The organism is Stackebrandtia sp. (genome assembly GCF_035643755.1).
Lineage (GTDB): Bacteria > Actinomycetota > Actinomycetes > Mycobacteriales > Micromonosporaceae > Stackebrandtia.
Genome location: NZ_DASQPW010000094.1, coordinates 17,662 through 37,600, shown reverse-complemented (window position 1 = coordinate 37,600; position 19,939 = coordinate 17,662). Strand labels below are relative to the sequence as shown.

Annotated in this window: 19 protein-coding genes and 1 tRNA gene; 15 read left to right on the top strand and 5 right to left on the bottom strand. The window is 68.3% G+C overall.

All coding sequences use genetic code 11. From position 1 onward, the window contains the following. Window positions 1-17: 17 nt before the first annotated feature. From guaA to VE172_RS07175, 8 genes are all read left to right on the top strand, one after another. Window positions 18-1,565, top strand: coding sequence for a glutamine-hydrolyzing GMP synthase (guaA, locus tag VE172_RS07210; protein WP_324799194.1), 1,548 nt, complete (start codon window positions 18-20; stop codon window positions 1,563-1,565). Window positions 1,566-1,615: 50 nt separating this feature from the next. After that, complete coding sequence (locus tag VE172_RS07205; RefSeq protein WP_324799191.1) at window positions 1,616-2,554, top strand: NUDIX hydrolase; 939 nt, start codon at window positions 1,616-1,618, stop codon at window positions 2,552-2,554. A 293-nt stretch (window positions 2,555-2,847) separates the two neighbouring features. Then, window positions 2,848-3,792, top strand: coding sequence for a CDP-alcohol phosphatidyltransferase family protein (locus VE172_RS07200; protein WP_414715071.1), 945 nt, complete (start codon window positions 2,848-2,850; stop codon window positions 3,790-3,792). A gap of 145 nt (window positions 3,793-3,937) precedes the next feature. Then, window positions 3,938-4,747 (top strand): ABC transporter ATP-binding protein, encoded by an 810-nt coding sequence (locus VE172_RS07195; protein WP_324799186.1) that lies wholly within the window; start codon window positions 3,938-3,940, stop codon window positions 4,745-4,747. Further along, window positions 4,744-5,502 (top strand): MlaE family ABC transporter permease, encoded by a 759-nt coding sequence (locus tag VE172_RS07190; protein WP_414715069.1) that lies wholly within the window; start codon window positions 4,744-4,746, stop codon window positions 5,500-5,502. The genes VE172_RS07195 and VE172_RS07190 overlap by 4 nt, the downstream gene beginning before the upstream one ends. Before the next feature lies 1 nt (window position 5,503). Next, window positions 5,504-6,292, top strand: a complete 789-nt coding sequence (locus VE172_RS07185; RefSeq protein WP_324799183.1) for an MlaE family ABC transporter permease — start codon at window positions 5,504-5,506, stop codon at window positions 6,290-6,292. Then, the gene (locus VE172_RS07180; RefSeq protein WP_324799180.1) at window positions 6,289-7,647 is read left to right on the top strand and encodes an MCE family protein; all 1,359 of its coding nucleotides are present in this window, start codon (window positions 6,289-6,291) and stop codon (window positions 7,645-7,647) included. The genes VE172_RS07185 and VE172_RS07180 overlap by 4 nt, the downstream gene beginning before the upstream one ends. 331 nt (window positions 7,648-7,978) lie before the next feature. Continuing rightward, window positions 7,979-9,055, top strand: a complete 1,077-nt coding sequence (locus VE172_RS07175; protein WP_324799177.1) for a glycerophosphodiester phosphodiesterase — start codon at window positions 7,979-7,981, stop codon at window positions 9,053-9,055. A gap of 370 nt (window positions 9,056-9,425) precedes the next feature. On the opposite strand, the gene VE172_RS07170 is transcribed toward VE172_RS07175, so the two are convergent. The 5 genes from VE172_RS07170 to VE172_RS07150 all read right to left on the bottom strand — a co-directional run bounded on the left by VE172_RS07170 (window position 9,426) and on the right by VE172_RS07150 (window position 13,424). Continuing rightward, window positions 9,426-10,232, bottom strand: a complete 807-nt coding sequence (locus VE172_RS07170) for an ABC transporter substrate-binding protein (protein WP_324799175.1) — start codon at window positions 10,230-10,232, stop codon at window positions 9,426-9,428. A 14-nt stretch (window positions 10,233-10,246) separates the two neighbouring features. Continuing rightward, on the bottom strand, window positions 10,247-11,176 hold the full coding sequence (locus tag VE172_RS07165) for an amino acid ABC transporter ATP-binding protein (RefSeq protein WP_349258286.1): 930 nt from the start codon (window positions 11,174-11,176) through the stop codon (window positions 10,247-10,249). A gap of 7 nt (window positions 11,177-11,183) precedes the next feature. Further along, window positions 11,184-12,008 carry an amino acid ABC transporter permease gene (locus VE172_RS07160; RefSeq protein WP_324799172.1) on the bottom strand — a complete coding sequence of 275 codons (825 nt, stop codon included), beginning with the start codon at window positions 12,006-12,008 and terminating at the stop codon, window positions 11,184-11,186. Between the two features lie 6 nt (window positions 12,009-12,014). Further along, complete coding sequence (locus VE172_RS07155; RefSeq protein WP_324799169.1) at window positions 12,015-12,791, bottom strand: ABC transporter substrate-binding protein; 777 nt, start codon at window positions 12,789-12,791, stop codon at window positions 12,015-12,017. A 177-nt stretch (window positions 12,792-12,968) separates the two neighbouring features. Next, window positions 12,969-13,424, bottom strand: a complete 456-nt coding sequence (locus VE172_RS07150) for a GatB/YqeY domain-containing protein (protein WP_324799166.1) — start codon at window positions 13,422-13,424, stop codon at window positions 12,969-12,971. A gap of 25 nt (window positions 13,425-13,449) precedes the next feature. On the opposite strand from VE172_RS07150, the gene VE172_RS07145 reads away from it, so the two are divergent. The 7 genes from VE172_RS07145 to purN all read left to right on the top strand — a co-directional run bounded on the left by VE172_RS07145 (window position 13,450) and on the right by purN (window position 19,939). Next, window positions 13,450-14,340, top strand: a complete 891-nt coding sequence (locus tag VE172_RS07145; RefSeq protein ID WP_324799163.1) for a metallophosphoesterase — start codon at window positions 13,450-13,452, stop codon at window positions 14,338-14,340. Between the two features lie 96 nt (window positions 14,341-14,436). Then, window positions 14,437-14,513 (top strand) — tRNA-Pro (locus VE172_RS07140). Window positions 14,514-14,688: 175 nt separating this feature from the next. Next, window positions 14,689-15,867: an ADP-forming succinate--CoA ligase subunit beta gene (gene sucC, locus VE172_RS07135; RefSeq protein WP_324799161.1), complete on the top strand. Its 1,179-nt coding sequence runs from the start codon at window positions 14,689-14,691 to the stop codon at window positions 15,865-15,867. A 1-nt stretch (window position 15,868) separates the two neighbouring features. Further along, window positions 15,869-16,756, top strand: coding sequence for a succinate--CoA ligase subunit alpha (gene sucD, locus VE172_RS07130; RefSeq protein WP_324799159.1), 888 nt, complete (start codon window positions 15,869-15,871; stop codon window positions 16,754-16,756). A 140-nt stretch (window positions 16,757-16,896) separates the two neighbouring features. Then, entirely contained in the window at window positions 16,897-17,943 is a 1,047-nt protein-coding gene (locus tag VE172_RS07125) for a ComEA family DNA-binding protein (protein ID WP_324799156.1), read from the top strand. A gap of 33 nt (window positions 17,944-17,976) precedes the next feature. Next, window positions 17,977-19,269 (top strand): cell division protein PerM, encoded by a 1,293-nt coding sequence (locus VE172_RS07120; protein WP_324799153.1) that lies wholly within the window; start codon window positions 17,977-17,979, stop codon window positions 19,267-19,269. Between the two features lie 55 nt (window positions 19,270-19,324). Next, window positions 19,325-19,939 carry a phosphoribosylglycinamide formyltransferase gene (gene purN / locus VE172_RS07115; RefSeq protein ID WP_324799149.1) on the top strand — a complete coding sequence of 205 codons (615 nt, stop codon included), beginning with the start codon at window positions 19,325-19,327 and terminating at the stop codon, window positions 19,937-19,939.

Below are 19,939 nucleotides of genomic sequence, written 5' to 3'. Positions count from 1 at the left end.
GCACTTAAGGTGAGCGCATGTCACAGCGCCCAGTTCTGGTGGTTGATTACGGAGCCCAGTACGCCCAGCTGATCGCGCGGCGGGTGCGCGAGGCGCACGTCTACTCCGAGATCGTGCCGTCCACGATGCCGGTGGGGGAGATGCTCGCCGCCGACCCCGCCGCGATCATCCTGTCCGGCGGACCCTCCAGTGTGTACGCCGAGGGGGCGCCGGGCGTGGACGCGGCCCTGTTCGCCGCGGGGGTTCCGGTGCTGGGCATCTGTTACGGCTTCCAGGTGATGGCCCAGGCGCTGGGCGGCACGGTGGCGGCGACGGGGACCCGCGAGTTCGGGGGCACCGCGCTGTCGGTGTCCGCCTCGGGCGCCCTGTTCGCGGGCCTGCCCGACAACCAGTCGGTGTGGATGAGCCACACCGACGCCGTGACCGAAGCGCCCCAAGGCTTCTCGGTGACGGCCCGCACCTCGGGCGCCCCGGTGGCGGCCTTCGAGGACGTGGATCGCCGCATCGCCGGGGTGCAGTTCCATCCCGAGGTGGCCCACACCCCGCACGGCCAGGCGGTGCTGCGCCACTTCCTGTACGACATCGCCGGTTGCCAGCCGGACTGGACGATGACCAGCGTCATCGACGAGCAGGTGGCGTCCGTTCGCGACAAGGTCGGCGACAAGCGCGTCCTGTGTGGATTGTCGGGCGGCGTGGACTCCGCGGTGGCCGCGGCGCTGGTCCACCGCGCCATCGGCGACCAGCTGACCTGCGTCTTCGTCGACCACGGGCTGCTGCGCGCCGGCGAGGCCGAGCAGGTCGAGAAGGACTACGCGGCCGCCACGGGCATCAACCTCAAGGTGGTCGACGCCGCCGACACCTTCCTCAAGGAGCTTCAGGGCGTCACCGACCCCGAGACCAAACGCAAGATCATCGGCCGCGAGTTCATCCGCAGCTTCGAGGACGCGGCCCGCGCCGTCGACGCCGACGGACACGTGGAGTTCCTCGTCCAGGGCACCCTGTATCCCGACGTGGTGGAGTCGGGCGGCGGCACCGGCGCGGCCAACATCAAGTCGCACCACAACGTCGGCGGCCTGCCCGAGGACCTGAAGTTCACCCTCGTCGAGCCGCTGCGCAGCCTCTTCAAGGACGAGGTGCGCCAGATCGGCACCGAGCTCGGCCTGCCCGACGCCATGGTGTGGCGCCACCCGTTCCCGGGCCCGGGCCTGGCGATCCGGATCATCGGCGAGGTGACCCGCCCCCGGCTGGAGACGCTGCGGGCCGCCGACGCCATCGCCCGCGCCGAGCTCACCGCCTCGGGCCTGGACCGCTCGGTGTGGCAGTTCCCGGTCGTGCTGCTGGCCGACGTGCGATCCGTTGGCGTGGCGGGGGACGGGCGCACCTACGGTCATCCCGTCGTGCTGCGCCCGGTGTCCAGTGAGGACGCCATGACCGCCGACTGGTCGCGGCTGCCCAACGAGCTGCTGGCGCGGATCTCCACCCGCATCACCAACGAGGTCGCCGAGGTCAACCGCGTCACCGTCGACATCACCTCCAAACCCCCGGGCACCATCGAGTGGGAATGACCCTCATCGCACGGTCATTTGTTGATCGCTTTCGGGCGTACCCTTGGACAATGCAGTCAAAATTCCGTATCGCGGCATACGGAGTGGTGTGGGACGACAGGGGACGAATTCTTCTGGCACGGTCGTCGAAGAAGGCTCACGATCCGGGCTGGTGGTTCCTGCCCGGCGGTGGCGTCGAGCACGGGGAGAATCCACGGGACACGGTGGTGCGGGAGTTCGCCGAGGAGACCGGGCTGTCCATCGCGGTGGACCGGGTCCGCGACGTCCTGTCGGCCGTCAGCTCCAAGAACGTGCACAACAACGGCGTGATCTTCGATGTCAAGGTCACCGGGGGCGAGCTGCGCCCGGAGGTCGACGGCACCACCGAGTACGCCGCGTGGGTACGCCCGGAGGACATCCGCGACGACCCGCGCACGCCCTACGTGTCGTGGGTGCTGGGCTGGGAGGAGCCCCGCTCCCAGGTCGGCGACAAGCACGCCGAGCAGCCGCGGCCCACCCCGCCGCGCCGCGCCAAGCGGGGCCGCAAGCGCCGCGGCCAGCGCTTCGGCGCCTACGGCCTCACCACCGACGACCGGGGGCGGGTGCTGTTGGCCCGCATCTCGGACGGTTACCCGGGCGCGGGCTGCTGGCATCTGCCCGGCGGCGGCGTCGACTTCGGGGAACAACCGCGCGACGCGCTGCTGCGCGAGATCGCCGAGGAGACGGGACAGAGCGCGGAAATTCAGGAATTGATGGATGTCACATCGTTCCGGCATCGCCGGGCGATCGGACCCGAGGGCTACCCGCTGGACTGGCACGGGGTGCGCGCGATCTACCGCGCCCACGTCCCCGAACCCAGCCCGGCCCGGGTGGTGGAGACCGCGGGGGGCTCGACCTCGGAATCCCGCTGGTGGCCCCGCGAGGAGGTGGCGGGCCTGAAGGTCTCCGCGGCGCTGGGGGATGCCCTGCGGATCGCCGGCGATCTGGACGCCCACCCGAGTGAACGGTGAGTGTCGGGGGCGTTAAGGTTTCGTCCGGCTGTTTTGTCCGGATTATGGGCTTATTCGGCATGATGTCGTAAACCAACGGCCGCCGGGAGTAGCGCGAAGCGGCACGGATGTGCCATGGTGTACTTCGGCTTAATGAACTTTGGCGTGTCGGGACGACATTCCAGGCGCGCCAAGGGCTACAGACAGCGGCGAGTCCGTGCGCGCAGGCACGGCCACGCCGGGGCGACAGCCCCGCGACACCAGCCGCCGCATGAGGAGGAGAAGTGCGCACGACCCCTTGGAGGCGTCGACGCATAAGCGACACCCCGCGTCCCGCCGGACGCGGGCTCAGCCGATTCCGGCGCAGCGGTTCGCTGGCCCGACGGCTCGTCGCCATCCGACCCATCCACCCGATCCGCACGCTCAGGCAGCGGCGATCCGGCACCAGCGTGCTGGAGGCCGTGGACCTGTCGATGGCTCCGGTCAGCCCGGCCCCCATCGGCGCCGCCCCGTCGCCCGAGCTCGCCGACGACCCTGACGCGCCCCCGTCTCCCATCGCCCTGTTGCCGGGCGTGGCGACGCCGCGCCGCCGCTTCTTCTTCGCGCTGGCCAACGCCTGCACCGTCACCAGCATCCTGCTGGGCATGTCGGCGATCATGCTGGCCATCGGCGGACACGTCGACGTCGCCGCCGGCCTGCTGCTGGGCTGCATCGTCGCCGACGCGCTGGACGGCCCGCTGGCCCGCAAGTTCGGCGTGGCCAGTCCCTTCGGCGCCCAAATGGACTCGCTGGCCGACATGTGCTCCTTCGGCATCGCCGCGCCCGTCGTGGTGTTCCAGTGGCTGCGCGGCGACCTGCCGGTGTGGCTGATCGGCGGCGCCTGCGGCCTGGTGGCCGTGTGCGCGGCGATCCGCCTGGCCCGGTTCAACGTCTCGCCGAAGGACGGACGCTACTTCTCCGGCGTACCCACCACGCTGGCCGCCACCGTGCTGGCCCTGGCCACCCTGCTGGTGGAAAACCCGCACTTCGAGGTCGCCGCGGGCATCGCGGTGCTGGCGCTGATGATGGTGTCGGGCTTCCCGTACGCCAAGCTCGCCCAGCTGCGCCGGGTCCCGGCCTGGCTGTGGCCGCTGCCGGCCATCGGCGTGGTGCTGTATCCGGAGGCCACTTTCCTGGCGCTGGTCAGCGTCTACCTGGTGAGCGGCCCGGTGCTGTGGGCGGTCCACCGCCGCAACAAGCAGCGCGCCGCCGTCGCCTGACGACACGCCGAAGCCACCGTTACAAAGCTGTAACCAGCGCGGGCATTCCCCGCGCTGGCCACAATTCGCTAAGCTGCCCTGATCAGTCGGACGCCCATCACATGCCCCGTCCCCCTACATGGCGCCCGGCGGGAAGGTCACACACATGGGCGTGGGTGCCGAGGTCGTCGGCCTGACAAAGTCGTTCAACGGCGGCCGACCGGTGTGGTCGGACGTGACGTTCACGATTCCGGCCGGCGACATCACCGTGCTCCTGGGACCTTCCGGTACCGGCAAGTCGGTGTTTCTCAAGACGCTCATCGGGCTGCTGCGGCCCGACACGGGCAAGGTCTACATCGACAACCAGGACATCACCTCGATGGGCGACCGCGATCTGTACGCGATGCGCCAGCGCTGCGGCGTGCTGTTCCAGGACGGCGCGCTGTTCGGGTCCATGAACCTGTACGACAACATCGCGTTCCCGCTGCGCGAACACACCCGCAAGCCCGAGCGGGAGATCCGCCGCATCGTCATGGAACTCATGGACCTGGTGGGGCTGAGCGGTGACGACGACAAGCTGCCCGCCGAGATCTCCGGCGGCATGCGCAAGCGCGCCGGACTGGCCCGCGCGCTGGTGATGAACCCCGAGCTGATCCTGTGCGACGAGCCCGACTCCGGTCTGGACCCGGTGCGCACCGCCCACCTCAGCAAGCTGATCGCCGAGCTCAACGCCGAAACCGGCGCCACCTTCCTCATCGTCACCCACGACATCAACACGGCCCGCACCCTGCCCGACCACATCGGCATGCTCTACCTGCGCGAACTGATCGCCTTCGGGAGCCGCGACGACATCCTGGCGTCGGAGGAACCCGTGGTCAAACAGTTCCTCAACGCCGCCCTGGACGGACCGATCGGCATGTCCGAGGAACGCGACGCCGTCGACCCGATACCGCACGAGTTCGGGGCCGCCCAGTGAGCGTGTTCGCCGAGGTCGGCAAGTTCACCGGGTTCTGCGCCGACAGCATCCGGTCCCTGCCGCGCCGACCGTTCCAGTGGTCGGAGTTCGTCAAGCAGGCGTGGTTCATCGCCAGCGTGTCGATCCTGCCGACCGCGCTGGTGGCCATCCCCTTCGGCGCGGTCATCGCGCTGCAGCTGGGTTCGCTGTCGCGTCAGATCGGCGCCGAGTCGTTCTCCGGCGCCGCCAGCGTCCTGGCCGTGGTCCGCGAGGCCGGCCCGATCGTCACCGCGCTGCTGATCTCCGGCGCCGGCGGCTCGGCGATGTGCGCCGACCTGGGCGCCCGCAAGATCCGCGAGGAACTCGACGCCATGGAAACCCTTGGCGTGGACCCGATCCAGCGCCTGGTCGTCCCGCGCATGATGGCCGGGGCCGTGGTGGGCTTCCTGCTCAACGGCGTGGTGTCGGCGGTGGGCATCGCCGGCGGCTACTTCTTCAACGTCTTCATGCAGCACGGCAGCCCGGGCGCCTATCTGGCGTCCTTCTCCGCGCTGGGCCAGGTTCCCGACATCGTCTCGGGCCAGTTGCGCGCCCTCATCTTCGGGTTCATCGCCGCGCTGATCGCCTGCTATCTCGGCATGAACGCCAAGGGCGGGCCGAAGGGCGTGGGCCAGGCCGTCAACACCTCGGTCGTGGTCAACTTCATGGTGCTGTTCGCGCTGAACTTCGTGATGGTCGCGATCTACTTCCAGATCATCCCGCAGAAGGGTTCGTGACATGTTGACGACCTTGGGGACCCAGCTGCTGTTCTACATCCGCGCCATCGTGTGGATGCCCAAGACCATGGTGCGCTACCGCAAGGAGATCGCCCGCCTGCTCGGCGAGGTGAGCTTCGGCGCCGGCGGCCTCACCGTGGTCGGCGGCACCGTCGGCGTCGTGGTGTTCCTGACCTTCTTCACCGGCACCGAGGTCGGCCTCCAGGGCTACCAGGCCCTCAACCAGGTCGGCACCAGCGCCTTCACCGGCTTCATCTCCGCGTACTTCAACACCCGCGAGATCGCGCCGCTGGTGGCGGGCATCGCCCTGTCGGCCACGGTGGGCGCCGGGTTCACCGCGCAGCTGGGCGCCATGCGGGTCAACGAGGAGGTGGACGCGCTCGAGGTGATGGGCGTGCGGTCCATGCCCTACCTGGTGACCACCCGGATGATCTCCGGGCTGGCCGCGTGCGTCCCGCTGTACGTGCTGGCGCTGTTGTCCAGCTACGTGGCGACCCGCGGCGTCGCCATCCTCTACTTCGGGCAGTCCTCGGGAACGTATGACCACTACTTCGCGCAGTTCCTGGTTCCCGGCGACGTGATGTGGTCGTTCGGCAAGGTGGTGGTCTTCTCCATCGTGGTCATCGGCGTGCACTGCTACTACGGCTACCACGCCTCCGGGGGCCCGGCCGGCGTCGGTGTCGCCGTGGGACGCGCCGTGCGAACGGCTATCGTCGCGGTGAACCTCATCGATTTCTTCGTTTCCCTCGCCGTGTGGGGAGCCACCACGACCGTAAGGATTGTGGGATGAAAGAACGACTCGCCGGTATCGGCTTCCTGCTCGTCATGGCGGCGCTGCTGGGCGTGTGCGTGGCGTCCTACATGAAGGTCTTCACCCCCGGCGTCGACGCCGTCGTGGAGGCCCCGTCGGCGGGCATGCAGATGTCGATCGGTGCCGACGTCAAGCTGCACGGCGTCCTGGTCGGCGAGGTCCGCGACGTGGAGTCCAAGGGCAAGGGCGCCCGGCTGTCGATCTCCCTGGACCCGGTCAGCGTGGACAAGGTCCCCTCCGACGTCACCGCCCGGCTGCTGCCCAAGACCCTCTTCGGCGAGAAGTACGTGGACCTGGAGGTGCCCAAGCACCCCAGCGGCGGCACCATCACCGCCGGCTCGGTGATCAAGTCCGACCGCTCCGCCACCGCCGTCGAGCTGGACGACGTGCTGGACGGCGCGCTGCCGCTGCTGCGCGCGGTGCCGCCGGAGAAGCTGTCGGTCACCCTGACCTCGATCGCCGACGCCCTGGACGGCCGCGGCGACAAGCTGGGCGAGACGATCGTGAAGCTCGGCGACGTGGTGCGCACCCTGAACAAGGAGATGCCCACCATCAAGAAGGACATCAACGCGCTCGCCGACGTCCTGGACAACTACCGCGGCGCCCTGCCGGACCTGGTGAAGGTGCTGCGCAACCTGACCGTCACCAACAGGACGATCGCCGACCAGTCCGACCAGCTGCAGTCGCTGTGGACGTCCACGCAGGACTTCAGCGACGAGACCCGCACCTTCCTGGACCGCTACGAGGGGCGCCTGGTCCAGTTCGGACAGGTCTCCGAGCCGGTGCTGCGGGTGCTGGCGGAGTACGCGCCGGAGTACCCGTGCCTGTTCGAGGGCCTGCAAAAGCTCCAGCCCAACATCGAGGACGCGTTCTCCAACGGGCGGCTGCACATCACCCTGGAGATCGTGCGCAACAACGGCAAGTACGAGTCCGGCCGCGACGAACCCGACTGGGCCGCCGACCTGGGCCCGTCCTGCCGTAACCTTCCCAACCCGGGCTCGCACGCCCCCGAACGCCACTACGACAACGGTTACGACTACGACGGCTCCCGGGTGAACCTGCCCATCGAGATCCCCGGTCTCACCGACGCCACGTCGTCCACCGAGGACGACTCCGACGCCACGGGCTCCGGCAGTGGCTCCGACGGCTCCGACACCGGCGTGGACCTGCCCTTCGACCCCGACATGGGCTACGCGGGCACCAAGACCGAGCAGAAGGCGTTCGCGCCGTTGGTGGCCGCCTCGACGGGCCGCAACCTCGACGAGGTCAACGGCGGGCTCATATCCATGTTGTACGGACCGATCTTCCGCGGCGCCACCGTTTCGGCGTACTGATAAAAAACCTCGACGGGGGACAACCGTTTCCGGCCCCCGAGGCGTCTTTCTATGTGAGGAGAACGCCTGCCGGTGACACGGCGCCTCGCGCGCCGCGTCACCGGCAACCCCAGCCAAGTACCACGCTGAGGTCCGAACTCCACACAACCGTGACGGCTTCCTGTGCTGGGGAAGCGCTCGCGCGTCGTTCGGACCAATGCCGTCGGACTCCATCATGGGCGGATGGAGTCCGACGGCCTTTTCATGTTCATGTGGACTTAACTTTCGGCAACCATTGACGGACAGACGGCTCCTGTCGGATCATCATGACCGAGGATAAGGAGCCCTGCCCATGAATCGAACCCTTCTCGCAAGCGCTGGCGCCGTCGGTATCTTCGCCGGCGCCCTGTTGATGTCGCCGACGGCGCAGGCCGCCGACCATCAGGCGCACCGCCCACATTGCGACGTCCTGATCACCGGGCACAGAGGAGCCGCCGGCTACCGCCCGGAGCACACCATCGAGTCGTACACGGTCGGCGCCGACCTGGGCGCCGACTACATCGAGCCCGACCTGGTGCCCACCAAGGACGGTCAGCTGGTGGCTCGGCACGAGAACGACATCTCGCAGACCACCAACGTCGCCGACCACCCGGAGTTCGCCGATCGCAAGACGACCAAGGTGATCGAGGGGAAGTCCATCACGGGATGGTTCACCGAGGACTTCACGCTCAAGGAGCTGAAGACCCTGCGCGCCAAGGAAAGGCTGCCGGAGCTGCGTCCGTACAACACCCAGTACGACGGCAAGTTCACCATTCCGACGTTCGAGGAGGTCATCAAGGCGCGCGAGGACCTCAGCCACGACACGGGCCGCACCATCGGCATCTACCCCGAGATCAAGCACCCGGCCTACTTCAACTCCATCGGCATCAACGTGGAGAAGCTGATCGCCGACACGCTGAAGCGCCACAGCCTCGCCGACGCCAACGACCCGGTACTCGTCCAGTCCTTCGATCCCGACTCGCTGCGAAAGATCGACGGCATGGTCGACAACAAGTTGGTCTACCTGATCCAGGACACCGCCCCCACCAAGGCGCAGCTGAGGTCGATCGCGGGCTGGGCTTACGCCGTCAGCTACGAGAAGAACCTCATCATCCCGCGCGAATCGGACGGCTCGCTAGGCAAGCCGTCCAGCGTGGTGCGCGATGCCCACGCCGCGGGCCTCAAGGTGCACGCCTGGACGTTCCGCAACGAGAACACGTTCCTGCCAACGGATCTGCGCAACGGCGACTACCCGGCCGACTGGGGCAACTATCAGGAGGAGTACCGTCGCTTCTTCGCCACCGGCCTGGACGGGTTGTTCAGCGACTTCCCGGACGCGGCCGTGGCCGCCCGCGAGGCGTGTCAGAAGGACGCCGAGAGGGCGGGCTGAGACTTCATCCGAAACACTCCCCGGGCCGCCCACCATCCATCGTGGGCGGCCCCCATCGCCGAACCGGCGGCGACGCCACCCCGGCGAGTTAGGCTTACGCGATGAACAAACACGCGGACCTGCGCGAGTTGTCGAACCGCCTTGCCACGGACATCCGGCGGTTCGAACGCGGCGAGGTCCCGGTTACCGAGCACAACCTGCAACGCCTGCGCTCCATGGAAAGCATGCTGAAACGCCAGCGCCTGGCCTATAAGGAGCTGTACGTCTACTTCTGCCACCAGATCGACCAGGCATTGGACATCGTGGACGATAAGATCACCCGGCTGGAGGACCGGCTCCCCGAGCTTCCCGAGGGGCTGTCCGATCTGGATCAGCCGCCGTCGCCGGAATCGTTACCGCTGGCGCACTTCTCACCGATCCACTTCTTGCAGATCTTGTCGTACTGTCCGTCCTTCTTGGCCTCGTCGAGCACCGCGTTGATGGTCTTGAGCAGGTCGGCGTTGTCCTTGGAGACGGCGTAGCCGTACTTCTCACCGGTGTCGTATCGCTGGATGATCCTCAGGGGCTCGGGCGCCTTGTCCACCTTGGACGTCCACAGCGGCACATCGTTGATGGCCGCGTCCACCACGTCGTAGATCAGCGCCTCGCGCAACTGGTCGAGGTTGTTGTAGGGCCGGATCTTGTAGCCGTACTTGTCCTGGTTCTCCTCGGCGTAGGCGGCGCCGGTGGTGTCGCGCTGGACGCCGAGCTTCTTGCCCTTCAGGCCCTTCAGGTTCTTGAGCTTGGAGTCCTTCTTGGCCGCCAGCGCCTGGTCGGCGTAGTAGTAGGGCTGCGAGAAGGACATCTTCTTCTGGCGATCGGGGGTGATGCTCAGGGCGGCGGCGGCGACGTCGCAGTCACCGTCCTCCAGGACGCTTCCGGAGTCGATGGAGTCGAAGCCCGAGTCCACGATCTTCTGCTGGGCACCGAGCTTCTTGGCGACCAGATCCATCATGTCGACGTCGAAACCGACGATCTTGTTGTCTTTCCAGGAATCCTTGTACTGGAACGGTTCGTAGGGGATCGAGGTACACACGGTGAGGGTGTTCGGGCCGCCGCATGCGCTCAGGCCCGTGGCCATCGCCACGGTCGCCAGGGCTGCGGACAACACCCTGACCATCAGGGAGAGGCGTGTCAAAGGGGATTCTCCTTTTAGAAGCCAACCTCCCGAGGCAGGTGGGGTGGGGGCGCCGCCGGGAGGCGTCGCCTATGGTGCCACACCCGAGCCGATCTTTGGTTCCCCTCCGTCAAGTTTCCTGCATGGACATATATGAGTAGTCCATAATTAACGCACCGTCCACATAAGGACGAGGTGTCCACCGCGTGTGTGGGGTCGAGTACTCGCTTGAGGAACTCCTTCGCCCGCTCGGTGCGGGGCCGTTCCAGCAGCTCGCCGGGCGCGCCGTCCTCGACGATGACGCCGTCGTCCATGAACACCACCCGGTCGGCCACGTCGCGGGCGAAGCTCATCTCGTGGGTCACCACCATCATGGTCATGCCCTCGGCGGCCAGGGACCGCATCACCGCCAGCACGTCGCCCACCAGCTCGGGGTCCAGCGCCGAGGTGGGCTCGTCGAACAGCATCAGGTCCGGCTCCATGGACAGCGCGCGGGCGATCGCCACCCGCTGCTGCTGCCCGCCGGACAGCTGGGCCGGGCGGGCGGTCTCGCGGTCGCCCAGGCCGACCTTGGCCAGGTTGTCGCGCGCCACGGTCTCGGCCGCGGCGCGGGGCCGGCCCAGCACCTGCTGCTGCGCGACGCACAGGTTGTTGAGCACGTTCAGGTGGCTGAACAGGTTGAACTGCTGGAACACCATGCCGATGCGGCGCCGCGCCAGGTCGACGTCGGCGTCGGGGTCGTTGAGGTTCTCGCCGTGCACCTCGACGGTCCCCGAGGTCGGCACCTCGAGCAGGTTCACGCAGCGCAGCAGGGTGGACTTGCCGGAGCCGGACGGCCCGATGACGCACACCACCTCGCCGCGCCTGATGGTGAGATTGATGCCCTTGAGCACCTCGTTCTTGCCGAAGTACTTGTGCAGCTCGTCGATGACCACGACGGGCTGCGCGTCGGCGGCGTCGCTCATGACTTCCTCACTTGGTCGGGGACAGACGGGCTTCGAGCCGGCGCGCCAGGTGCGACAGCGGGATGGTGATGACCAGGTACAGCAGACCCGCCACCAACAGCGGTGTCGGGCTGGCCTCGGCGTTCATCGTCTGCTCGCCCAGCTTGGTGATCTCCATGGTCATGGCCGTGACGCCCAGGATGTACGCCAGGGCGCTGTCCTTGGTCAGCAGCACGAACTCGTTGGTCAGCGGGGGGATCACGATGCGGATCGCCTGGGGCAGAACGATGCGCCGCATCGTCCTGCCGTGCGACATGCCCAGCGAGCGGGCCGCCTCGAGCTGGCCGCGCGGCACCGCCTGGATGCCGGCGCGAATGGTCTCGGCCATGTAGGCCGCGGCCACCACGCCCAGACCGGCGGTCACCTGGCCGTAGACGTCGCCGGGGAAACGGAAGCCCGGGAACGCCCGGGGGATTCCGTAGCCCACGATGAACAGCACCAGCAGGGCGGGCAGCCCGCGGAAGATCTCCACGTAGATCCGCGCGATCCAGCGGTACGGTGCCACGGACGACAGGTGCATCATCGCTAGGACCACGCCGCCGACGATGCCGAAGACGAAGGCGCCCAAGGTGAACAGCAGCGTGTTGCCCAGGGCGCGCAGCACCTCGGGCCACATGTCGGCGGCCACCGGCAGGTTCAGGTAGGCCTCGGCGAGCCGTCCCCAGTCGACGAGGTAGCCGATCACCAGGATCACGATCAGGCCGATGACACCCTGGATCAGCAGCGAACGGCGGCGCCGCGCGCGCGGGCTGCGCGGCCTGGGAGCCTCGGGAGTCCCGGAGCTGTCAGTCATCCGCTTTTACCTGCACTTCTCGTGAATCCACTTCTTGCACAGCTTCTGGTAGTACCCGGAGCTCTTGACGTCCTTGATGACCGCGTTGATGGCGTCCAGGGTTTCCTTGTCGCCCTTGGCGACCGCGTAGCCGTACTTCTCGCCGGTGTTGTAGCGGGCGGCGATGACGATGCTGCCGGGGTCCTTGTCGAGCTGGTCGGTCCACACCGGAACGTCGTTGATGGCGGCGTCGATCTGCTCGCCGATCAGGGCCTCGCGCTCCTGGCCGAGGTCCTTGAACGACTTGATGGTGTAGCCGTACTTCTTCTCGCGCTTCTTCAGGTACTCCTCGCCGGTGGTGTCGCCCTGGGCGCCCACGGTCTTGCCCCTCAGATCGGACAGGTCCTTGATCTTGGACTTCGGCACGACGGCCAGCGACTGGTAGGAGTTGTAGTACGGATCGGAGAAGTCCATGACCTTCTTGCGTTCCGGGGTGATCGTGATGGCCGCGGCGGCGATGGCGCAGGTGCCGTTGGCCATGGCCTCGCCGGACTTGATCGGCTGGAAGCCGGTGTCGACGATTTCCTGCTTCTTGCCGAGCTTCTTGGCGACCTTGTTGATCATGTCAACATCGAAGCCGACGATTTTGTCGTCGTTCTTCTTATCCACGTATTGGAATGGCGGATAGGGCAGAGTGGTGCAGACCTTGAGGCTGTCACTGTCGGAACACCCGGCGGTGGTCAGGGATGCCAGACCAATCAGGACGGCGGTGGCCAGGCGCGCGGATTTGGCGAGTCGAGTCATGGCTGTGATTCCTGCTCTCCATGCTGGTCAGGGTGGGATCATACTGTCATATATGAACATGCGTATGGATTTCGATTACGTAACGCTTAGTCCATCGCTTTCCAGTGGTATTAACGATAGGCGCATTAAAGTAGACGGACGTCGGATACCCGACATCCGTCCACAAGGTCCCTTTTGTCAGCGCGCGAGTCGTGCCTTCACCAACTCGGCGACCGTGCGCCCCTCGGCGCGCCCGGCCACCTTCGCCTGAACCGCCTTCATCGCCTGCCCCATCTGGCTCGGCTCGGTGAACCCGCCCTCGGCGAACACCTCGTCGATCAGCGCGGTCAGCTCCTCGGCGCCCAGCCGCTTCGGCAGGTAACGCGCCAGCACCTCGCCCTCGGCCCGCTCCCGGGCCGCCGACTCCGGGCGTCCGCCGCCCTCGAAGGCCTCGGCCGCCTCGGCGCGCTGCTTGGCCTGCTTGGCCACCACCTTCAGCACCTCGTCGTCGCTGAGCTCGCGGGCCCGCTTGCCGGCCACCTCGGCGTTGCGGATCGCGGTCAGGGTCATGCGCAAGGTGTTGAGGACCAGCTCGTCGCGGCCCTTCAACGCCGATGCCATGTCTTGTTCCAGGCGGGTCTTGAGACTGCTCATAGCGAAACAAACTACCGTTGTCCCCATGAAGAAGCGAAGCCTTATCACCGCCACCGGGCTGCTGGCCGCCGCGGGCGCCGCCGCCCTCGCCTACGCCTCGCTGGTGGAACGCAACCAATTCACGCTGCGACGCTTCGACGTTCCCGTGCTGCGCCCGGACGCCGAACCGCTGCGCATCCTGCACATCTCCGACCTCCACCTGGTCCCGCACCAGGACAAGCTGGTGCACTGGGTCGCCTCGCTGGCCGCCCTCGACCCCGACCTGGTGGTGCTCACCGGCGACAACCTGGCCCACGCCGAGGCGGTGTCCACCGTGTCGGCGGCGCTGGAGCCGCTGTTCGACTTCCCGGGCGTGTTCGTCTTCGGGTCCAACGACTACTACGCCCCGGTGCTGAAGAACCCCTTCACCTACTTCAACCCCAACCGCGAGCACAAGTACGGCGCCGAACTGCCCACAGAGGAGCTGCGCAAGGTGCTCACGGGCGGCGGCTGGCTGGACCTCAACAACGCCACCACCCGCGTCAACACCAACGGCGCGACGATCGCCATCGCGGGCGTCGACGACCCCCACTTCGACCTCGACGACTACGACCTGATCGCCGGGCCCGCGCCCAGCGACGTCGACGTGTCCATCGGCCTGACCCACTCGCCCGAACCGCGCGTGCTGGACGAGATGGCCTCCGACGGCTACGAGGTCCTGCTGGCGGGCCACACCCACGGCGGCCAGGTGTGCGTCCCCGGCTACGGAGCCCTGGTCACCAACTGCGGCATCGACCGCACCATGGTCAAGGGCCTGCACCGCTACGGCGCGTCCTGGCTGCACGTCTCCGCGGGCCTGGGCACCAGCCCCTACGCCCCGGTGCGCTTCGCGTGCCGCCCCGAGGCCAGCGTCCTGACCCTGATCCCGGCCGCCTAGATACCGGCTGGCGCCACCCCGAGGGCATTAGCTACGATTGCTCAGCGCGAAACTTGACTTATCTGTTTCTGGTTTGTCAAGCGACGCGGCAGGCCTCGGGTTGTAGCGCAGCTTGGTAGCGCACCTCGTTCGGGACGAGGGGGTCGCAGGTTCAAATCCTGTCAACCCGACCAACACGAAAGTCCGTCGATATCGCATCGGCGGACTTTTCTTGTGGCTGTGACGAAACAGCACTCGCCCCACCCGGGGACGGGCGGCGGGCCGCCGTCCCGATACGCTGCGGGGATGGGTCGCGCCAGCGCGGCTTAATCAACGTTCGACAGTTTCTTCAGGAGCGGACTACTAACAGTGGACCTGTATGAATACCAGGGGCGCGCGCTGTTCGCCCGGCACGACGTGCCGGTGCTGGACGGTGGCGTAGCCACGACCGTCGACGAGGCCGTTGGCATCGCCGAGCGTCTCAACGGGCGCGTGGTCGTCAAGGCACAAGTCAAGGTCGGCGGCCGGGGCAAGGCCGGGGGCGTGAAGCTCGCCGACACCGTGGAGGAGGCGCGGGCGCGCGCCACCGACATCCTCGGCATGGACATCAAGGGCCATACGGTGAAGAAGGTCATGATGACCGTCACCGCCGACATCGATTCCGAGTACTACTTCTCCTTCCTGCTGGACCGCGCGAACCGCACGTTCCTGTGCATCGCCTCCACCGAGGGCGGAGTGGAGATCGAGCAGGTCGCCGAGACCGCGCCGGACAAGGTGCTCAAGCTGCCTATCGACGCCATCGCCGGCGTCGACGAGAAGGTCGCCGGCGAGATCGTCGACCGGGCCGGCTTCCCCGCCGACCTGAAGGACCAGCTGGTCAGCATGTTCGTCAAGCTGTGGGAGACCTTCGTCTCCGAGGACGCCACCCTGGTCGAGGTCAACCCGCTGGTGCGCACTCCCGCGGGCAAGGCGCTGGCGCTGGACGCCAAGGTCACCCTCGACGACAACGCCGACTTCCGCCACCCCGATCGCGCCGAACTGGCCGACGCGGGCACCCAGGACCCGCTGGAGCTCAAGGCGAAGGAGGCCGACCTCAACTACGTCAAGCTGGACGGCCAGGTCGGCATCATCGGCAATGGCGCGGGCCTGGTCATGTCCACCCTGGACGTCGTGGCCTACGCGGGCGAGCGGCACGGCAACGTCAAGCCCGCCAACTTCCTCGACATCGGGGGCGGCGCCTCGGCCGCGGTGATGGCCGCGGGCCTGGAGGTCGTGCTGTCCGACCCGGACGTGCGCAGCGTCTTCGTCAACGTCTTCGGCGGCATCACCGCCTGCGACGAGGTGGCCAACGGCATCGTGGGCGCCCTCCAGATGCTCGCCGAGCGCGGCGAGAACGTCAACAAGCCGCTGGTGGTACGCCTCGACGGCAACAACGCCGAGCTGGGACGCTCGATCCTCAACGAAGCCGACCACCCGCTCGTGACGCAGGTGGACACCATGGACGGTGCCGCCGACAAGGCCGCCGAGCTCGCTGGAAAGGGGGCCTGAGATGTCGATCTTCCTCAACGAGAACTCCAAGATCATCGTCCAGGGCATGACCGGTGCCGAGGGCACCAAGCACACCCGCCGGATGCTGGCGTCCGGGTCCAATGTGGTGGGCGGTGTCAACCCGCGCAAGGCCGGCACCAAGGCCGACTTCGACGACAAGCAGCTGCCGGTGTTCGCGTCGGTGACCGAGGCCATGGCCGAGACCGGCGCCGACACCACCGTGGTGTTCGTGCCGCCGAAGTTCGCCAAGGACGCCGTCATGGAGGCCGTCGACGCCGAGATCGGGCTGGCCGTGGTCATCACCGAGGGCATCCCGGTCCACGACTCGGTGGCGTTCTGGGCCCAGTCACAGGCCAAGGGCGGGGCCACCCGCATCGTCGGCCCGAACTGCCCCGGCGTCATCAGCCCCGGCAAGTCCAACGCGGGCATCATCCCCGCCGACATCACCGGCCCCGGCAAGATCGGCCTGGTGTCCAAGTCGGGAACCCTGACCTACCAGCTGATGTACGAGCTCGGCGACGTCGGGTTCTCCAGCTGCGTGGGCATCGGCGGCGACCCGGTCATCGGCACCACCCACATCGACTGCCTCGAGGCCTTCCAGGCCGACGACGAGACCGCCGCGATCGTCATGATCGGCGAGATCGGCGGCGACGCCGAGGAGCGAGCCGCCGACTACATCAAGGCCAACGTGACCAAGCCGGTCGTGGGTTACATCGCGGGCTTCACCGCGCCCCCCGGCAAGACCATGGGCCACGCCGGCGCGATCATCTCGGGCTCGGCGGGCACCGCCGACGCCAAGGCCAAGGCGCTGGAGGCCGCCGGGGTGAAGGTCGGCAAGACCCCGTCCCAGACCGCCCAGCTGATGCGGGAGATCGTCAAGGGCCTGTAGGCCACGAGCACACCGCGACGGTGCCCCGGAAGCCATTCCGGGGCACCGTTTGTCACGTTCTGGGGATACAGGCCGGTGGCGGCGTTCAGTAACATCGAGCGCACCCACCATGTAAGACAGACACCTCAACGGAGCCCGCCATGAATCCCCAGTCGTTCGAAGGCGTCAGGGTATTGCTTCTGGGCACGGGGCCCCGAATCCACCGTGCCCGGCAGATGTTGAGCCTCGGCGGCGCCGTCATCGCGCACCGCTTCACCCCCTCGCTCACCTACGTCGTGGTGGACCGCACCGTTCCGCAACACGCCCCCCAGGTGATCGCCGCCCGGCGCTCGGCGATCCCGGTGATCACCACCCTGGAACTCCAGGAGTGGCCCGGCATGGAGTCGCTGGCCGACGCGATCCCCGCCGCTCCCGGCGGCGCGTACCTGTCGCCGCAGCGGGCGCCGGTCCCCGCGTACTACCCGCCGCCGCCCGCGGTGATCCCCTTCCGTCCCACACCGGTCAAGATGGACCCGCTGATCGTGGCGCTGGGCTGGGGCGCCCTGCCCCTGATCACCGGCGGCTTCGCCACCCCCTTCATCGTCGGGCACGTGGCCCACCGGATGCGGTCCCGCTCGCTGGCCCTGATGGCGGGCGGCTACTCACTCGGGCTGATCACGGCCTTCGCCTGCTGGGTAACGATGTCGACCGTCGGCGCGGCCGACGTCCTCCTCCCGGTGTGGCTGATCCTGTGGTTCGTGTGCTGGCTGGGCGGCGGCGTCCACGCCTTCCTGCTGGCCGAGAAGGTCCGGCGCCACGAGGACGCCCGCGACAGCCCGCTGCCGCTGAAGCGGCTGTCCAGCGACCCGGTCAACGCCCAGGCCCTGGCCGCGGTGAACCACCGCCGCACCCTGCGCAACGAGGCCCGCGACCTGGCCGTCAACGACCCCGTCGCCGCCCGGGAACTGGGCATCGGGCGCCCCGACAAGCTGCGCGACTTCGACGACGGGGGACTGGTCGACGTCAACCACGCCGACGCCGACGCCCTGCGCACCCTGCCGGGCGTCACCCCGGAGATCGCCGAGGAGATCATCCGATTGCGAGAGACCAACGGCCCGTTCCTGTCCACATCGGAACTCATCGTGCACACCGATCTGGATCCCCGCATGGTGGACAGATTGGACGAGTTGGCGCTGTACATGTCCTAACTCGCCCCGCCCGTCGTGACACACTGACTCACGATGAATGATCGGCAGGACAGGATGTCTCAGCGCGGCAGACAGCGCGAGACCGTATCGGTGTCCCGGGACCTTCCCCGGCAGCGCGGCGGCAAGCCACCCCGCCGGGCCCGCGGGGCGCAGCGCGAGACCGTCGTGGTGACGCCGCGCATCCCGGCCCGACTGCGCGGGGTGATGACCGCGGGCGCGGCCACCAGCGTGTGGAACCTGCTCATCGTGGTGCTTCCGGTGTTGGCGGTGGTGATCCTGGCCTGGTGGGGCGCGGGATTTCCCGGCTCGGTGGCCGCGGCGGTGCGGATGGCCGGGGCGATCTGGCTGCTGGCGCACGGCGTACCGGTCGGGGTCGCGGGGCTGACGGTGGGCCTGCCGCCGCTGCTGCTGTCCGCGGTGGTGGTGTGGCGGCTGTCGCGCGCCGGTGCGCACACGGTGCGCGCCATCGGGGGACGCGACTTTCCCGCGGTGCGGGCCGCCACCCTGTCGGTGACCCTGTCGTACACGGTGATGACCACCGTGGTGGCGTACCTGGTCTCCGACGACCCCTTCGGCGTGACGATCTGGCGCGCCGCGGTGCACGCCGCTGTCCTGTCGCTGGTGGCCGGAAGCCTTGGGGCGCTGGCGGAGTCGGGGGGTGGCACGGCCCTGTGGCACCGGATCCCGGTGTGGCTGCGGCGCGGCATGCGCTCCGGCGCCCTGACCATGGTGGTCGTGCTGGCGGCCGGCGCCCTGCTGGCCGGGGTGGCGATCGCGGTGCGCGGCGGCTCGGTGGCCAAGACGTTCGCCGCCTTCGGCGGGGGAGCGGTGGGCGCCGTCGGGGTGGGCGTGGTGTGCCTGCTGTACCTGCCGACCGTGGCGATCTGGGCGACGGCCTACCTGCTGGGCCCGGGCTTCGCGGTGGGCGTCGACACCCACGTGTCGGTGATCGGCGTCGACATCGGACCGTTGCCGGCGTTCCCGCTGTTCGCGGCGATTCCCGACGCCCCGCTGGACTGGCGCGGCACCGCCCTGTGGGGGGTCCCGCTGGCGGTGGGCTGCGTCTTCGGCGTGGTGCTGGCGATCCGCTCGATCGACCTCGCGCTGCCCCAGCTGACCTACGCGTCCATTGTGTCTGGTGTCTCGGCGGGCCTGGTGACCGCGGCCCTGAGCTTCGCCGCCGCCGGGCCGATGGGCGTGGGACGCATGGCCGAGCTCGGCCCGCCGGTGTGGAAGACGGCGGCGACCGCCGCCGGGGTGGTGGCCGCCGCGGTGTGCCTGGGCGCCCTGGTCGCCCGCCTGGTGGGGGTGCGCCGCGTCGAATGACGCGGACGTTAGGGTTGCGCGTGATCGTTCGCGGAGCTCAAACATTGGGGAAGTCATGACGGCGCGGCTGGTCGTCCTTGTCTCGGGGGCGGGCTCCAACGCCCAAGCGCTGATCGACGCGTCCGCCGCCGAATCGTACGGTGCCACGGTGGTGGCCGTCGGCGCCGACCGCCCCGACATCGGCGGCCTGGAACTGGCGCGCCGCGCCGGCATCCCCAGCTTCGTCCACAGGGTGAGCGACTTCGACGGCCGCGACGCCTTCGACGCCGCCGTGGCCGCCTCCACCGCCGAGCACGCGCCCGACCTGGTGGTGTCGGCGGGTTTCCTGAAGCTGCTGGGCGAGCCGTTCATGAAGCTGTTCGGCGGGCGCTTCGTCAACACCCACAACTCCCTGCTGCCGTCGTTCCCCGGCATGCGCGGCCCCGCCGCCGCCCTGGAGTACGGCGTCAAGGTCACCGGCGCCACCCTGTTCATGGTCGACTCCGGAGTGGACACCGGCCAGATCATCGCGCAGGTTCCCGTCCCCGTCCACGACGACGACACAGTGGACACACTCACCGAGCGCATCAAGGTCGCCGAGCGGGCCCAGCTGGTCGAGTCCGTGGGCCGCATGGTGCGCGAGGGCTGGCGGGTCGACGGACGGCGGGTCATCATCGGCCGCCCGGTGTAG

Bases quoted from the DNA above. Each gene is read 5' to 3' on its own strand.
- sucD (WP_324799159.1), top strand. From the start codon at position 15,869: ATGTCGATCTTCCTCAACGAGAACTCCAAGATCATCGTCCAGGGCATG.
- VE172_RS07145 (WP_324799163.1), top strand. From the start codon at position 13,450: ATGAAGAAGCGAAGCCTTATCACCGCCACCGGGCTGCTGGCCGCCGCG.
- guaA (WP_324799194.1), top strand. From the start codon at position 18: ATGTCACAGCGCCCAGTTCTGGTGGTTGATTACGGAGCCCAGTACGCC.
- VE172_RS07120 (WP_324799153.1), top strand. From the start codon at position 17,977: ATGAATGATCGGCAGGACAGGATGTCTCAGCGCGGCAGACAGCGCGAG.
- VE172_RS07155 (WP_324799169.1), bottom strand. From the start codon at position 12,791: ATGACTCGACTCGCCAAATCCGCGCGCCTGGCCACCGCCGTCCTGATT.
- VE172_RS07165 (WP_349258286.1), bottom strand. From the start codon at position 11,176: ATGAGCGACGCCGCCGACGCGCAGCCCGTCGTGGTCATCGACGAGCTG.
- VE172_RS07180 (WP_324799180.1), top strand. From the start codon at position 6,289: ATGAAAGAACGACTCGCCGGTATCGGCTTCCTGCTCGTCATGGCGGCG.
- VE172_RS07125 (WP_324799156.1), top strand. From the start codon at position 16,897: ATGAATCCCCAGTCGTTCGAAGGCGTCAGGGTATTGCTTCTGGGCACG.
- VE172_RS07150 (WP_324799166.1), bottom strand. From the start codon at position 13,424: ATGAGCAGTCTCAAGACCCGCCTGGAACAAGACATGGCATCGGCGTTG.
- VE172_RS07175 (WP_324799177.1), top strand. From the start codon at position 7,979: ATGAATCGAACCCTTCTCGCAAGCGCTGGCGCCGTCGGTATCTTCGCC.
- VE172_RS07205 (WP_324799191.1), top strand. From the start codon at position 1,616: ATGCAGTCAAAATTCCGTATCGCGGCATACGGAGTGGTGTGGGACGAC.
- VE172_RS07195 (WP_324799186.1), top strand. From the start codon at position 3,938: ATGGGCGTGGGTGCCGAGGTCGTCGGCCTGACAAAGTCGTTCAACGGC.
- VE172_RS07185 (WP_324799183.1), top strand. From the start codon at position 5,504: ATGTTGACGACCTTGGGGACCCAGCTGCTGTTCTACATCCGCGCCATC.
- purN (WP_324799149.1), top strand. From the start codon at position 19,325: ATGACGGCGCGGCTGGTCGTCCTTGTCTCGGGGGCGGGCTCCAACGCC.
- VE172_RS07160 (WP_324799172.1), bottom strand. From the start codon at position 12,008: ATGACTGACAGCTCCGGGACTCCCGAGGCTCCCAGGCCGCGCAGCCCG.